Source organism: Bacteriovorax sp. PP10 (assembly GCF_035013165.1).
GTDB classification, from domain to species: Bacteria; Bdellovibrionota; Bacteriovoracia; order Bacteriovoracales; family Bacteriovoracaceae; genus Bacteriovorax; species Bacteriovorax antarcticus.
Genome location: NZ_JAYGJQ010000002.1, coordinates 1,067,695 through 1,082,495 on the forward strand (window position 1 = coordinate 1,067,695; position 14,801 = coordinate 1,082,495).

Annotated in this window: 13 protein-coding genes; 11 read left to right on the forward strand and 2 right to left on the reverse strand. The window is 37.2% G+C overall.

Going from position 1 to position 14,801, the window contains the following annotated elements:
* The first annotated feature begins 127 nt into the window (after positions 1-127).
* From SHI21_RS15305 to SHI21_RS15325, 5 genes are read left to right on the forward strand one after another with little or no spacing between them, the layout of a single operon-like run.
* On the forward strand, positions 128-1,312 hold the full coding sequence (locus SHI21_RS15305) for a cytochrome P450 (protein ID WP_323577667.1): 1,185 nt from the start codon (positions 128-130) through the stop codon (positions 1,310-1,312).
* Entirely contained in the window at positions 1,305-2,186 is an 882-nt protein-coding gene (locus tag SHI21_RS15310; RefSeq protein ID WP_323577668.1) for a hypothetical protein, read from the forward strand. Before SHI21_RS15305 ends, SHI21_RS15310 begins: the two co-directional genes overlap by 8 nt.
* A complete protein-coding gene (locus SHI21_RS15315) occupies positions 2,183-3,310 on the forward strand; it encodes a hypothetical protein (RefSeq protein ID WP_323577669.1) in 1,128 nt (375 codons plus the stop codon). The genes SHI21_RS15310 and SHI21_RS15315 overlap by 4 nt, the downstream gene beginning before the upstream one ends.
* Positions 3,307-4,011, forward strand: a complete 705-nt coding sequence (locus SHI21_RS15320) for a glutathione S-transferase family protein (RefSeq protein WP_323577670.1) — start codon at positions 3,307-3,309, stop codon at positions 4,009-4,011. The genes SHI21_RS15315 and SHI21_RS15320 overlap by 4 nt, the downstream gene beginning before the upstream one ends.
* Positions 4,008-5,039, forward strand: a complete 1,032-nt coding sequence (locus tag SHI21_RS15325; RefSeq protein WP_323577672.1) for an aromatic ring-hydroxylating oxygenase subunit alpha — start codon at positions 4,008-4,010, stop codon at positions 5,037-5,039. Before SHI21_RS15320 ends, SHI21_RS15325 begins: the two co-directional genes overlap by 4 nt.
* Here the strand turns inward: SHI21_RS15325 and SHI21_RS15330 are convergent.
* Both SHI21_RS15330 and SHI21_RS15335 read right to left on the reverse strand, forming a co-directional pair.
* A complete protein-coding gene (locus SHI21_RS15330; protein WP_323577673.1) occupies positions 5,023-5,931 on the reverse strand; it encodes a lipoprotein N-acyltransferase Lnb domain-containing protein in 909 nt (302 codons plus the stop codon). The genes SHI21_RS15325 and SHI21_RS15330 overlap by 17 nt on opposite strands.
* A gap of 120 nt (positions 5,932-6,051) precedes the next feature.
* On the reverse strand, positions 6,052-8,232 hold the full coding sequence (locus SHI21_RS15335; RefSeq protein WP_323577674.1) for an OsmC domain/YcaO domain-containing protein: 2,181 nt from the start codon (positions 8,230-8,232) through the stop codon (positions 6,052-6,054).
* A 236-nt stretch (positions 8,233-8,468) separates the two neighbouring features.
* On the opposite strand from SHI21_RS15335, the gene SHI21_RS15340 reads away from it, so the two are divergent.
* The 6 genes from SHI21_RS15340 (at position 8,469) to SHI21_RS15365 (ending at position 14,799) form a co-directional block, all read left to right on the forward strand.
* A complete protein-coding gene (locus SHI21_RS15340; RefSeq protein ID WP_323577675.1) occupies positions 8,469-9,938 on the forward strand; it encodes a DASS family sodium-coupled anion symporter in 1,470 nt (489 codons plus the stop codon).
* A 213-nt stretch (positions 9,939-10,151) separates the two neighbouring features.
* Positions 10,152-11,129: a diiron oxygenase gene (locus SHI21_RS15345; protein ID WP_323577676.1), complete on the forward strand. Its 978-nt coding sequence runs from the start codon at positions 10,152-10,154 to the stop codon at positions 11,127-11,129.
* Complete coding sequence (locus SHI21_RS15350) at positions 11,126-11,938, forward strand: alpha/beta fold hydrolase (protein WP_323577677.1); 813 nt, start codon at positions 11,126-11,128, stop codon at positions 11,936-11,938. The genes SHI21_RS15345 and SHI21_RS15350 overlap by 4 nt, the downstream gene beginning before the upstream one ends.
* On the forward strand, positions 11,935-12,768 hold the full coding sequence (locus SHI21_RS15355; protein WP_323577679.1) for a fatty acid desaturase: 834 nt from the start codon (positions 11,935-11,937) through the stop codon (positions 12,766-12,768). Before SHI21_RS15350 ends, SHI21_RS15355 begins: the two co-directional genes overlap by 4 nt.
* Positions 12,769-12,881: 113 nt before the next feature.
* On the forward strand, positions 12,882-13,505 hold the full coding sequence (locus SHI21_RS15360; RefSeq protein WP_323577680.1) for a hemerythrin domain-containing protein: 624 nt from the start codon (positions 12,882-12,884) through the stop codon (positions 13,503-13,505).
* A 127-nt stretch (positions 13,506-13,632) separates the two neighbouring features.
* Entirely contained in the window at positions 13,633-14,799 is a 1,167-nt protein-coding gene (locus SHI21_RS15365) for an SGNH/GDSL hydrolase family protein (protein ID WP_323577681.1), read from the forward strand.
* Positions 14,800-14,801: the final 2 nt, after the last annotated feature.

The window sequence follows — 14,801 nt, forward strand, 5'->3', positions numbered from 1 at the left end:
TTTCAAGTGCTTAACTTGGTTGATTTATAGCCATTAGTTAATCATTTGTGAATTAAATTCACTTTTAGTTATCTGAGTTCTTCTGTAAAAAATTGAAATGCAAAGTTTTAAAAATCTAAAAATGTTTATGAAAAATCCTATTGAGCTTTTGGATGAAAAGTTTTCACCAGAATCATCGGGAGGAGTTCAAAAAATAAAGATTGGGCCTAAAAGGTTCATCCTGGTGTTTGATCCAGAGATCGCTCATGAGGTTTTGCTTGGAAAGGATAATACGTTCGTTCAAAACAGGGTCATCTTTGATCGCATAAAACCTATTACTGGTGAAAAAGGTTTAGTTCAATTGAATGGAAAATTGTCTGAAGAAACTCGTCATAAGTTTATGCCAATGTTCACACCTCAAAACTTAGCGAAGATGAAAGAGCAAATCTTAGTCAATACCGAAGAGGCCTTAGCTGAACTTCGTCCGAATACTGAAATCGAAATTGCCTCTGTTATGGCAGATCTTGTTTTAAGAAATGCTTTCAAGTTATTTTTAGGACTGGATATTAAGCATGAAGCAAAAGAGATGGCAGAAGAGTTCCAGGAATTAAATACACTTTGTGGTGAGCGAATGATTTCGCTTTTTCCAATGCCGCTAGCATTTCCCACTTCGAAAAATAGAAGAATAAAATATTTAAGATCGAGCTTACGCTTAAAGATAGCAGCTGCACTCAAAACCAATAAACCAGACAGTAGTATCAACATCCATAAATTGTTTCAGAATGACGATACATTGATTGATCAATGCATGACTTTTTTATTTGCAGGCCATGAAACGACGGCCTCGTCACTTTCTTTCACTTTTCTTCTGCTCGGCAATCATCCTGAGTACCGTCAGAGAATTATAGCAGGGGATGAAGGTCTCGCTCTGATGGTTTACAAAGAGGCCTTAAGACTTTATCCGCCGGCGTATATGCTGGTCAGGCAAGCAACACGAGGAGCGGTTCTCGGTGGTGTCGAAGTTAAAAAAGGGGATCAGGTTATTATTGGTGTAAAACAAATTCATCGGCATCCATCTTTTCATCAGTCGGCAGCAACATTTATCCCCGAGAGATTTAAAGAGTCAACTCGCGCCTTCTTACCATTTGGAGCTGGCCCGAAGGATTGTATTGGAGAAGGACTGGCCTATATTGAGGCCTTAACTATCATTAAAAGTTTTTGCAAAAGTTTTGAATTTTCGTCGCTTCAAAAAGAAATTACAAGTTTTCCTCTTGTGACTCTTCATCCTGGGGCCGGACAGTATTTAAGTCTATCGGAGCTGAGTCATGGGTGAACGAATGTTAATGGGTCTTCAAACCCTGGAAGAAAGAATTGAGAGTCTGGTTTTAAAGTATGAAGCTGTTTCAAAAATCAGAGACAGAAGACTCTTTACTCATTTTTTAGCTAATGGCTACAAAGTGACAACCCTGAGTTGTGTTTCTTCAAAAGACTCGGATAATGTCGTTTATGCAAAAATATGCCTGGGGATGATCATCACTCTTTATGATGACCTGGCAGATAATCCTCAATACTATAATCCAAAACTTTTAAAATATTTATACCAACTCAATGTCGGTGAAAATTATTCTCATTATCCAGTGCTCGATCCAGTAGACTTGTCGACTTATGATCTTGCTTATCAGCTTTTTTCAAATTTGCAGACAACGATTCAGTCTTTTTCAGGTTACTCATCAATGGTTGAAGTTCTCGCCTTTGATATTAAGCAAGTCTTCCTGGCCAATCAGTATTCTGAGTTAATCACGGCCAATCCAGATATGAGAAATATGACGGAGAGTAAAAGTCTAGGTCCATACAATATGGGAATGGTGGCCGCGGGAACAATTGATTTAATGGCCTCAACTTATTTTAATAAGGCAGAGATGGGGCAGATTAGAGAGTTTCTGATTAAGGGGCAAAGGCTTGGCAGAATTGGGAATTTAGTTTCAACATATGAGCGAGAGTTAAGTGAAGGTGATGTGACCAATGAGATTTTACTTGATCCATCTGGAGCAACAAATTATAAAAATGTTTTAATGAAAGAGTTTTACGAAGGTCTTTTAGATATCAAAAAACTTGAAGATGAAGTCAAAAGTATCGATCTTAATTCTTATATTGATGGACTACTAAAGCTCTATCATCTGCATATCGATCTTGAAGGAATCATATGACAAAAGCAGTTGTGATTGGTGGTGGGATCGCGGGACTCGCGGCCGCTAAGGTTTTAAGTCCTCACTTTAAACAAGTCATTATTTACGACAAGGGAGAAATTAAGCAGTCTCTTCATCAGCATGTTCTTTTAAAGTCTGGTCAGACAATTCTTGAAAACCTCTTTCCTGGCATTAAGAAAAAACTGGCACTGGCCGGGTGTCTTGAGATTGACTGGGCAAAAGACACTCTTTGGGAAAATTTTGATGGATCTTTTCCAAGGTATGATTCATCTGTCAAAACTTTATCGATGAGCAGAATCCTGCTTCAGAAAATGATCATTAAAGAACTCGCGAGTATGCCAAATATTCAGTTTAAAGATGAGAGAGTTGAGAAGATTGCAGACCTAGAGGCTTCGTTGGTTGTTGTGGCCGGTGGACAGAACTTTCCTCTCAATAGATTTGCAGGCAGCGTTTATTCAAAAGAGAAAATTCTTTCTATCGATTTAACTTACAGAAGTTATGTTTTTAATCAGAATGAATTACAGCTGGATGGATTTAAACAATATTATTATCAAATAGACCCTCCTAAATCTTTACTAGGAGGAGTCATTTGCCCGATCGAAGATGGCAAGGCCATGGTCACAATCATTGAAAAAGAAGCAAGAGTTTCGAAGTGTGAAAGTTATGAAGATTTCTTAAATAAAGCAAGACAGATACCTGGTGGCAAATTTTATGAAATTATTAAAAATGCTCAACCACTAACACCAATGGCAACATTCAGAAAGACGAATACCTATAGAAGAATTTTAGATGAAAAGAAAATCGCTAAAGGCATCGTCATCATAGGGGATGTACTTAATTCTTTAAATCCTGTTTTCGGACAAGGGATGACCCTCTCACTTATGCAGGTCGAGCTTTTAGAAAAAATGTTATCAAGTAAGAATTTTGATGAAAAAAACTTTCATATAAAATGTAATGGCCTGGGAGTTATTCCATACTTGCTTTCCAAAACAGGTTCTGAAGAAAAAAGCTTTGGAAAAACTATTTTAAGACTATACCTACAGCTTTGCCAAAAATCGCGAGGCCTTCATCATCACTTCTTAAAAGTCCTACACGGGCTTGGTTCCCCAGGGAAAGCAATATGATCACACTTCATCAATACCCAGAGGCCTTTGGCCTTTCCAGCTTAAGCCCATTTTGCATCAAAGTAGAATTCTTTTTAAAGGTCGCCAAGCTTCCTTATAAGAATCACGTTGAAGTTAATCCAGCAAAAGGTCCAAAAGGAAAAATGCCCTTTATTAATGTTGATGGAGATAAAATTCCGGATTCGAGTTTTATCATCGACTATTTAATGAATAAACATTCTCTAAAGGATCTGGAGATTAAAGACCCTGGAGCACAGGCGCAGGCGATCGCATTCAAATCTATGATTGAAGACGCTCTTTATTTTGGACTGCTGTATTCAAGATGGGTTGATCCCGTTGGATTCAAAAGAATGAAGTCTGAATTTAAATCTATGTTTCCTCCATTCATCGGAGGGCCATTTTTAGAATTCATTAGAAGAAATTTAACTAAACAATCCAGAGCGCAAGGGCTTGGAAGGCATTCGGCCGAAGAAGTGTATGCACTCAGTGCAAAGCAGATTTCTGCTTTAGCGACTCTCTTGGGTGAAAATGCATTTTTCTTTGAGAATAAAATAACGTATTTCGATGCCACTAGCTACGCTTTTTTAACGACGATTCTTAAACAACCAATAGATTCACCAATCAAGAAAGCTATTTTATCCCATCAAAATCTTTGTGATTATGTTGACCGTCTGGATGTTGTGTCAGGAGTGAGGAAATGAGTTCGTTGCTAGAAATTAAACATGAGTTGCAGGAGTATATTCAAAAAGAGAAGGATACACCAGCCAGACCAGATAATTTTATTATTACGAACTCTGTTTACTCTTCATTAGAAAGATATGAGCAAGAAAGCACTGCTCTTGAAAATTTCCCAAAAATTCTGGGGCCTTTAACTGAAGTTAAAAAATTAAAAGAATTTATTGTTAGTGAAACAGAATCTACTTTTAAAGTCTTTTATAATTCATGCCCACACAGAGGTGCTCGTCTTGAAAGCAATCCCGCAAGCGATCATCTGACTTGTCCATATCATGGATGGACATTTGATAAGGAAGGGCAGTTATTAAAATCTACCGGTCATAATTGTCCTTTCCCAAAAGGAGCTCTTAAACTTCGTGAGCTTAAAAATCATGTTGTCGGAGGGATGATCTTCACGGGAGATTCTAGTCAGATGGATAGTGGATTCCATCAAGAAATCCAATCTTTCTCAAAAAAAGCAAAGTATCTCACAAGCAAGAATTATGAAGTGGCATGCAATTGGAAGTTCTTAGTAGAGTCTCTTTTAGAGACCTATCATTTTCCATTTGCGCACGATACTTTCCTCGCCGGATTTAACAATGCTTTTTTCTCTTTGGGGACCTCGTCAGGATTCGATTCGAGGATCGTTGTACCTTTGGAAAACTTTGATGAGACGAGAAGTATTGATGGATTTGATGGTATCAATGTTATGTACTTTCTTTTCCCTTATTCTTTTGTATTGTTTATGAGTGCAGGCTACGTATGGTTTAAGATAGATCCATTAGGTAAAGATCAATGCCGATTTACGTTCTCATTATTTTCTTATCATGATGATTTGGATGAAGTGGCCAGAAAAAGCTTTGTCGTCTTAGAGAAGATCTTAAATCAGGATTTTGTTATTCTCGAAGGACAGCAGCAAAATACTGTCCATAACCAGCGCAATCATTTTACGGGATATGAAAAGCTCATCAAACAAATGCATAAGAACTTAAATGAGCTTATTGCTGAGAGATAAATGTTTCGTTAAACGTCGGTACTTCTTCATTGCTTAAGACTTTAAGGGAGTCGAGCATTGCAGGAAGTTTATTAGAAACAAACCCTACAGTATTAAATTTTTTAGTCCCTAATACAGCATTTAAAATATCTAAGAGCTCAGTTGAGCAATTAAGATTAAAAGAATCATACGGCCTACCAGAGCCGTATTCTGTTCCTCTTTTAATTCCTTCAAGCAAGTAAGAAACTTGATTGTATTGAGTCAGGTTGAACCTTCTTTGACTTACAGTATGGCCTTGTTCTGCAATCATCCAGTTGTATTTGTCTTCTAGCGAAACTACACGATAAGCAACATTGAAGTGACCTTTGGCTCCACCGAAAAAGTCAAAAGCTTCTCCGTAAGGCCCGATGTTTTCTTCTGAGAGAATCAAGTCGTTAAGTTCAAGAGTTTCACGAGGTCCATCTGTCGCTTGAGAGATAAGCTGAATCGGTTCAGAAAAAGCAAAGTGAATTTGAGTGTGATCAATTTCAATTTTGATTGGTTTACTGACCATTGGGAAATGCTCAGATTGTAAAATCATATCCGTCATTGAAGAAAGTGGTATCTGGGCAATCCAGTATTTATTTTTATGACTGAAGTTAGCGACAACGATCTTTCCATCAGCTGGAGGGAAGTACTTAGCGGCTTCATTACCAATTAATGCTTTCACACTACGTCTTAGCGTAGAGTTCACGCATACACCCTTATCAGGTCCCGTAACCATTCTCACGCGTGGTTCATAGGGATCGTTTGGATTAGTAATACAGTTTGGGTCAGTGTTGGCAGGAATAGGTTTAAGGCCTGGGCCGCTAGCAAATGCCATCGGTGCCATTAACGAAATTAATGTTGAAGCAATTAAGATACTTTTAATCATTTTCGAAACCCATGTCTAAATTAGTACAGACCAGGTTTATAACAGGAAACGCCGAGGGGAGAATTATTTTGAAAAGATTACAGATTTATCTCCCGTTGCAGAGAGATAAATCAGCAACACTTATGACTTAAATTTTCTTTTTGCGGTCTGAAGCTTCTGGTAACTCTCAATCAATTTAAGGTGCTTATCAAGCCCTTCAAGTTTCGTATTCGTTGGAGTTAATCCCATGAATCTAACTTCACCAGTCACTGTCCCAATGGCATTATTTAATGTCTCAGCACCAAACATTCTTGTCATATTGGGAACGTAGTCTTGAACATCAAACTCATTGAGCTCGATATCTAAAATAGCATTAAGCGCCTGGTAGTATTTTTTTCTAGCAGTCGAGTTGTCGTTAAAAGTTAAGAACATTTCAACTAGTGGCTTAGCTTCTTCAAAACGCTTAAGCGCCAGAAGCGAAAGGCACTTCAATTCACCAATGTTTAATTGTCCCCATGGCGTGTTTTCATCAAAAGCTACACCGATCAATTCAGAGATCTTTGTGTAGTCATCAATTTCACTTTCTTCTAGTTTATCAACTAGCTTTGAAAGCGCTTTATCGTTTAATGAATGCAAGTTCAGGATGTCTGCTCTAAACGCGATCGACTTATTATGGTTATCCCAAATCAAATCGTCAGTAGAGTAGATTTCAGAGTAGTCAGGAACTAAAATTCTGCAGGCCTTTACACCTAGTTCTTCGAAGTCAGAAATATAAACTTCTTTTTCTAGCTGAGAAAGAATGTCCATCAGGTAGTTGTATTCTTCTTCAGTTGATCCAGAGAAATCCCATTCAGTAAATTCATAGTCAGCTTTTTCGCTGAAGAATTTCCAGGAAATAACTCCAGTTGAATCGATGAAGTGATCGACAATATTATTTGGATCACAGATCGTGTTTTGATTGAAAGTAGGTGGAGTTAAAACGTTAAGACCTTCGAAGCTTCTTCCTTGAAGAAGTTCAGTCAGTGTACGCTCAAGGGCCACTTCAAATTTAGGGTGAGCTCCAAAAGAAGCAAAGACACCACCATTTCTTGGGTTCATTAAAGTCACACTCATAACCGGGAATTTCCCACCAAGAGACGCGTCTTTAACGACAATTGGATACCCTTCAGCTTCAAGCTTGTTGATACCTTCCATAATCGTTGGGTATTTTTCCAGAACGCTTCTTGGAACGTCTGGAAGAGTGATCTCTTCAAGAATGATTTGGTTTTTTACTGCACGTTCAAAAATTTCAGATAGACACTGAACTCTTGCTTCGTATTTTGTGTTACCAGCACTCATACCGTTACTTACGAATAAGTTTCCGATCAAGTTGACTGGGATGTAAACCATTTCTTTATCTGACTGTCTCTCGTAAGGGACAGCGCAAATTCCGCGTTTAGTATTTCCAGAATTTGTATCGATCAAGTTAGATGCTTTTAATTCACCGTCGGCATTGTATAGATCCAGAAGGTAGTCATCCATTAATCCATCTGGCAGAGAATCTTTAGGGCCGGCCTTAAACCATTTTTCACTCGGGTAATGAACGAAATCACCGTTAGCGATTTCTTCACCAAGGTATTGGTCGTTGTACAAATAGTTATTGCTAATGCGTTCAAGGTATTCACCAAGTGCAGAACAAAGTGCAGCGTCTTTTGTTGCTCCTTTACCGTTCGTAAAACACATTGGAGAGTCTGCATCGCGGATATGCACTGACCAAACGTGAGGAATTGGATTTCTCCATGAAGCGACTTCAATCTTAATTCCAAGAGCGGCGATGATGGCCGTCATGCTGGCGATTGTATCTTCAAGAGAAGCATCTTTTCCAAGGATCATTGTTTTTGAATCTGACTCAAAAGCAGTTTTGTACATCAGGCCTGAGTCTGTTCCAAGAACATTGACGATTTCAATTTGAAATTCAGGCCCTTGTTGAATAACTTTTTTAACAGTACATCTATCAATTGATTTTAAAATTCCTTCACGGTCATGCTCAGAAATACTTTCTGGAAGTTCAACTTGAATCTGGAAGATTTGTTTGTATCTATTTTCAGGATCAACAATGTTGTTTTGAGTAAGCCTGATATCTTCTGTTGGAATGTCGCGAGCGGCACAATAGACTTTCACAAAATAGGCAGCACACATAGCAGATGAAGCTAAGAAGTAATCGAATGGGCCTGGTGCCGTTCCATTTCCTTTGTAGCGAATAGGCTGGTCTGCAACTAACGTGTAGTCGTCAAAAGTGGCCTCAACTTTTAAATTGTCTAAAAAACGAGTATTGATTTTCATAGTGAGAACCTAGTATCACCAAACACTTAGACTTTATATTCAATTTTCCCAGGATGGGTAAGAATTACAAGAATCTCCCTATACAAAAGGGGTCATTGCCAGGTCTGCAAAGTTGCGTAGCGCCGTATATGGCCTAGCTCAGTGAAAACTATGATAAATCTTATAAGAATGACCGTGTCTTTTCTCATAAATAAAAATTACAATATGTATGGAATACAAATTTAAATCAAGGATTTATGATGAAATTGTCTCATGTGAAAGTCATACCGGCCGTCATTGCCTTTATTGTGACTTGCCTGTTCTGGTTTATCATTGCTCCTCCTGAAGGAGTCGACATCAATGCCTGGCGCTTATTGGGAATTTTTGTTGGAACGATTGTAGCAATTATTGGAAAAGCTCTACCGATTGGTGGCGCGGCCATGATTGGTATTTTATTAGTTGGTATTACTCAAGTGACCAATCCGGGAGAACCGGCCAAAGCAATGTCGGATGCTCTTAGTGGATTTTCAAATTCATTAATTTGGTTAATCGGAATTGCATTTTTTATTTCACGTGGATTTATTAAAACGGGACTCGGCTCAAGGATTGCTTATCACTTTGTAAAATTGTTTGGGAAAAGTACACTTGGGATTAGTTACGGTTTATCTTTTGCTGAGCTAGTTCTCTCACCAGTTATGCCAAGTAATACGGCCAGAGGTGGTGGGGTTATGTATCCTATCAATCGCTCGATTTCTGAATCGATGGGTTCATCACCTGATGAGGCCACTCGTATGAAGATCGGGGCCTTCTTAACTTTGGTCGCTTATCAAGTGAACATCATCACATCAGCGATGTTTATCACAGCGACTGCGCCGAATCCTTTAGTGACTGCTGGAATTAAAGAAGTGTCTGGTATTGATGTGAGTTGGGGACAATGGGCGCTTGCTGCTTTCGTTCCGGGAATGCTTGCTCTGTTATTAATTCCGTTAATTCTTTATGTCTTGTATCCACCAGAAATTAAGAAAACTCCCAATGCTCCAGAGATGGCAAAACAAAAATTGCTAGAGATGGGTGCCGTTAAGGTTGAAGAATGGATCATGATTGGTGTGTTCTTTCTTTTATTATTTATCTGGGCAGGTGGACCTCAATTATTCTCTGATTCACCATTATTTAAAGTTGATGCAACAGCAGGGGCCTTTGTTGGTCTTGGTGTTTTACTTTTCTCAGGTGTTTTAAGCTGGGATGATTTACTAAAAGAAAAAGGGGCGTGGGATACTGTAACGTGGTTCTCGTCTCTGGTTATGATGGCCACATTCTTAAATAAACTTGGGATTATCAAATGGTTTTCTCATTTGGTTGAAACTTCGATTCAACATTGGGGTCTTGGATGGATGGCAGCCGCGGTTATCCTGATTCTAATCTATGTCTACATTCATTATTTCTTTGCAAGTAATACAGCTCACATTTCTGCCTTGTTTGCTTCGTTCTTTGGTGTCGGTGTTGCTTTAGGTGCACCTCCATTAATGTTCGGATTATTTCTAGGATTTGCTTCTTCACTTTGTGCTTCAATCACACATTATGGAACTGGCTCAGCTCCAGTTTTATTTGGTTCTGGATATGTGACGATGACTGAGTGGTGGAAGTGGGGATTCTTTATTAGTGTGATCAATCTTCTGGTTTTTGGAATTGGTTGTGCTGTTTGGTGGAAAGTTTTAGGTTACTGGTAAGTTCATAATGCCGCTTCTCTTGTTTTAAAGAGAAGCGGTACCTATCTAGATGTTTTCACATTCAAATTAAGACTTTTTCCCAATGAAGTAGCAGTGACTATTTTTTAGACACCTTTGTAATGTTTATCAGTCCTCCGTGTATTTTTACAGGGGATTCCCGTCTCTTGATACCTTTAGAATAGTATTAATATTTACGATTTTTAAAGGTAGTTTGTGAACTATTCGAAAGAATTTTTAAAGAGAAGGCTGCAGGTCCAAACTGTTCAGCAATGGGATATCGAAAATGATATCTCATGGGAGTTAGGCATTGACCTGACTAAATCTCTATTACCACCTGTTAAGTCTCCCTCAATCATTCCTAATGGTACCCCAGAAGAAGAGCATGCTTTTTCTCAGTTTATGGGACTAATTGCAGCGGCAGCGATTGCTGAACATGAAAAATTAATTGAAGAAATTAAAGAGTATAGTTTTGATCGTACACTTAAAAATTACAATGTTTCGGAAGAGTTTGTTGAACTTGGAGAGTCCTTTTTTGAGGATGAGGCCAAACATTCAAAGGCCTTTACAAAGTATATTGAGATGTATGCTCAAGAGCTTAATCTTACTCCGGATGAATTAAAATCTATTCTTCCCGCACATCATAAAAACTCAATTTTTTGCAATCTTTTCAAACTTAATTCATACCTTGGTGGTATGGCCTTCTGGTGGACTGTGGCCACAACTGAAGAGCATAGTATGGAAATTTTTAGAATCATTCGTCCGATGCAAAAGAAGGTTGATCCACTTTATTATCAAATTCATAAATTACATTTTGAAGAAGAGGTAAGACATTCATCGTTTGCTCAAATGATGCTTGATTTACAACGCTCTAAAGAAGCTCCTTTTCTTTCAAGATTGTTAAGAAAATGTGATTTCGCTTTTTCAGACTTACTGGAAAAGGCATGGACTATTATTCAATTAAAGAAATTATCAAGAGTTCATCGCTTTAAAGACAGGCATCCACTACTTAATACTATTTCTATAGTTATTGGGAAAATTAACTCAATTCCACTGCACAAAAGAATCAATCTTTTAAGAGGGGATATTGATTATCTTTCTCTAATGATTAACCCTCGAAAACATAAAAATATCCAAAAGCAGATTTCAAAAAGCAATGCCTTTGTCTTGAAAATTCTGGAGGGATCAAAATGAATTATTTTGAATCCTATATGGATGCACCTTTAATTGTTATGCTTCATGGTTTTCCCAATAATTATTTGGTATTTGAAAATCAAATTGAAGATTTTAAAAAAGATCACCATATCCTGGCAATCAATATGCCGGGGTGTAATGATGATTCAAGTCCTACTGAAAAAGATTATGAACTAAATGTTTTAGTTTCTAAGTTAGAGACTTTAATCCTTCAAAAAGTAAGCAATAAAGAAAATCAAAAAATTATTCTTTTTGGCCATGATCTTGGTTGTTATGTTTTGGATCAAGTTGCCAACAAATTGAATAAGAAAATAGCTCTTCAAGTGTATATAAGCGGAATGGGATTGAACCAGTATGTAGGGAGACGTTTCTCACTAAAACAATGGATCAAATCTCATTACATTGTACTTTTACATATTCCTGGATCTATTAAGTTGATTCAAAATCACTTAACTGGATCTATCAGAAAGATTATCTATGGACTCTCAGGTATTGATAAAAAGTCTAGTTTATACAATGAAGCGCCTCATGGTTTTAATGCCATCACGCTTTATTTAAGCCTGGCAAAACATTCCAGAAAACTATTATTAAAGAAAATATCCAATGAGAAGTCAGCCATTCCTACATTGTTTATTTTTGGGAAGAATGAAAAATTTTTAAATCTAACGACTGATAAAGAAATTAATAATTTTTACCTGAATGGAAAGAATAAAATTATTGAAGGTGGGCATTGGGTCTTAAAAGATAAATATATTGAAGTCAATTCTGCCATTAGAGAATTCATGACAGTTAAAACAGAGGCCGTATGAAAATAAGTTTTGCAGAGTTTAGAAAAAGTCCTTATTTTTTCTTGAAATATTTTTCAATGCAAATGATAGTGATGATTGTTTTAAGTTTAGTCGTTGTACTAACATTAGGGCTTTCTCTAGATTTCGTACCTCACCTAAAAAGCTATCACTTGCTTATGCTTCCTTTCGCTTTTTGTTTTGGTATTCAAGTGCCGGTGATGTTACACAATGTGGTTCACCATAATATTAAACCTAAGTGGCTTAATGAGATCATAGGGGAGCTGTGCGGATTTTTCGTGCTCTTTGGAATGGCCCCTTTTAGAATCAGCCACGTTCTCCACCATGCATACCCGGATGATCATGAGAAAGACCCTCATGCTCCTCAAGGAAGAAACTTTTTGCATTTTCTTTCTATCACACAGCTTAATTCGATTAAGACGATTGCTAATAAATATTACGAATTTCACGGACGCTCAGTTAAAACTTACAGCATCATGGGTGTGCAGATGGCCTGCTACTATGTAGGACTTGTTTTAAGAGCTTATATTTGGTTTAAAGTTTTGGGGCCAACACTCTTTGTCGCTTTTTATATACCGGCATACTTAACGAACGTAATCGTTTTTGCTCACATTAACTTTGCTACTCACAAGACACTTCCAAGTGGAGAAGTGGAGATCGTAAACTTAAATCATAATTTTTATTACAAGATGGTAAATTTCATTGGTAGTGGCGCTTACTTCCACAAGAACCACCATACAAATCCTAATCTTTATAATCCGTCTCTTTTGAAGGTAGAACAGGCGCAGTATGCGGCCCCTCGAAATAGAGTAAGGGTGACGAGCTCTGTTTAACTGCTGACTTATGGCCCTTCAATTGCAATTTATTTTGTATGTAATGCGAAAGAGACTTTCTGTCTCACTATTAGCTCTACAACAAATTAACAATCGCAATCGAGGAGTCAAAAATGGCCAACTTTTTAAAAGAAATGGTAAGAACCGAACCCCATACACTTGAGGAAATTAAGGTTTCTCTCGACAAAGATATGGCCGATCACAAACAATTTGTTCCACTATTACGCGAACATCATAACTATCTGGAAGAATCAATTTCTGTCTTGATGGATAATGAAACAACTGACTTTCAAAAACAAGAACATCTCGAAAGATTCTTTCACATTTTAGAAATGCATGGGAAAGCTGAGCAGGAAGTACTCTACAATCATTTGAAGGCCAACGATGCCAGAGAAGTACGTCTGGAAGGCTTTGGTGGCCAGGATGAACACGATATCGCGTTTCAGCTTGAAGCTGAGTTGGTCAAGATGGGCTACAAGACAGAGTGGAATGAAGAGATTGAAGCGAAGGCAAAAGTTCTCGCAGGCCTTGTGAAAAAACACATTAAAGAAGAAGAAGACGTCATGTTTCCAATTGCCACTTCTCATATGACTGAAGAAGAGTTGGAAGATATGAGAGATTCTTATATCCAAAAATGCACAGGGTATTTAATTAATAGTAGAGCAGAGGAAATCTATTCTGGGACTTGGAATAAAGATAATTTTTCAGATAAGAGCACAGATACGATTCATCATTAATTTTAGAAAAGAGCTTTTCTGGTAAGAAACTATTCATAGTTTTTGTAGGAAGTTGTAAAAGAGTTGCGACATGGCGCATAGCTATCTATTTATAGACTAAACAAGATATTTATCTCTATAATTTGTAATGGACTCTTCAAGAAATGAATTACTATTTAAAAAAGTATGCCTATACCTTTTACCTATTATTGCCCCTTTGCTATTTATAGTAATTTTGGAAGACATTTTATCTACAGCTAAGGTCAAACTTTTCGTTGAAAAAAATGAGAATCAACAAATTTTAAATATTCAACAATGCCGTTATGGAACGCAAAATGTAGAAGAGATTTGCCATTTTGTTCCTAGGAGTTATAGAGACGGCCAGAAACTTGTACTCGTACTTGGAGATAGTACGGCCGCAGGCTATCCTGATTATAGATCGAATAATTTTAGTTCTCTTTTAGAATTATCTTTAAATAAAACAAATCAAAATTTTCATAGAGTAGAAAATTATGCATCTTCCTGCAAAGATAGTGATTTTGTAAGACGTTGTTTTGAAAAATCACTAAAGGCAAGACCAGATATGGTTGTCATATATACAGGTCATAATGATTTTACAAATCGTTTTCATCCACATGCAATTTCTTCTCTTGTGCAAAAAGTGCCCTGGATTTTTGATCTAGTGACATATTTACGTTTTCACTCCAGAACTTATTCCTTAGTTGCAGAGTTTTTTAATGATAAGAGTCGTCCAAACGGAAGTTACGGAATAAATTCTGAAATTGAATACCAGGCAAGACATAAAGAAGTGACAGGACATTTAATCGAAAATTTTCAGATAGTCTCAGGCATTGCAGAAGAAAATAAAATAAAACTCGTCATGATTGTTCCAGTATCAAATTTAACAGAGTTTGAACCACCACCACGTGAACTTAATAATGTTTTCTTTGATACTAAAAGAAATCAGGCCATGAAGCTTATCAGCGATGGGAGAGATAATCTTAAAAAAGGAAAAACCGATCTAGCATTATTTGATTTCATAAAAGCTAGAGATAATGACCCTGTTCCGTCTCGATTGACAACAGAAGCTTATAAACAGCTTAAAACTAATTTTAGTGATAGGGACAATCTTCTTTTAGTTGATTTTGAAAAAGAACTTGAAACAACTTTTCCTGATAAACATAAATTTGGATGTGACCTCTTTGGAGGACATGAAACTGCCCAATGTGACCAGTTTCATTTAAATGCTCGAGGCCATCAGCTTTTGTCTGATTTTTTATTAAAAAATATTCAGCAGAAATGGCCCGATTTTTAGAA

Bases quoted from the DNA above. Each gene is read 5' to 3' on its own strand.
- SHI21_RS15305 (WP_323577667.1), top strand. From the start codon at position 128: ATGAAAAATCCTATTGAGCTTTTGGATGAAAAGTTTTCACCAGAATCA.
- SHI21_RS15310 (WP_323577668.1), top strand. From the start codon at position 1,305: ATGGGTGAACGAATGTTAATGGGTCTTCAAACCCTGGAAGAAAGAATT.
- SHI21_RS15315 (WP_323577669.1), top strand. From the start codon at position 2,183: ATGACAAAAGCAGTTGTGATTGGTGGTGGGATCGCGGGACTCGCGGCC.
- SHI21_RS15320 (WP_323577670.1), top strand. From the start codon at position 3,307: ATGATCACACTTCATCAATACCCAGAGGCCTTTGGCCTTTCCAGCTTA.
- SHI21_RS15325 (WP_323577672.1), top strand. From the start codon at position 4,008: ATGAGTTCGTTGCTAGAAATTAAACATGAGTTGCAGGAGTATATTCAA.
- SHI21_RS15330 (WP_323577673.1), bottom strand. From the start codon at position 5,931: ATGATTAAAAGTATCTTAATTGCTTCAACATTAATTTCGTTAATGGCA.
- SHI21_RS15335 (WP_323577674.1), bottom strand. From the start codon at position 8,232: ATGAAAATCAATACTCGTTTTTTAGACAATTTAAAAGTTGAGGCCACT.
- SHI21_RS15340 (WP_323577675.1), top strand. From the start codon at position 8,469: ATGATGAAATTGTCTCATGTGAAAGTCATACCGGCCGTCATTGCCTTT.
- SHI21_RS15350 (WP_323577677.1), top strand. From the start codon at position 11,126: ATGAATTATTTTGAATCCTATATGGATGCACCTTTAATTGTTATGCTT.
- SHI21_RS15355 (WP_323577679.1), top strand. From the start codon at position 11,935: ATGAAAATAAGTTTTGCAGAGTTTAGAAAAAGTCCTTATTTTTTCTTG.
- SHI21_RS15360 (WP_323577680.1), top strand. From the start codon at position 12,882: ATGGCCAACTTTTTAAAAGAAATGGTAAGAACCGAACCCCATACACTT.
- SHI21_RS15365 (WP_323577681.1), top strand. From the start codon at position 13,633: ATGGACTCTTCAAGAAATGAATTACTATTTAAAAAAGTATGCCTATAC.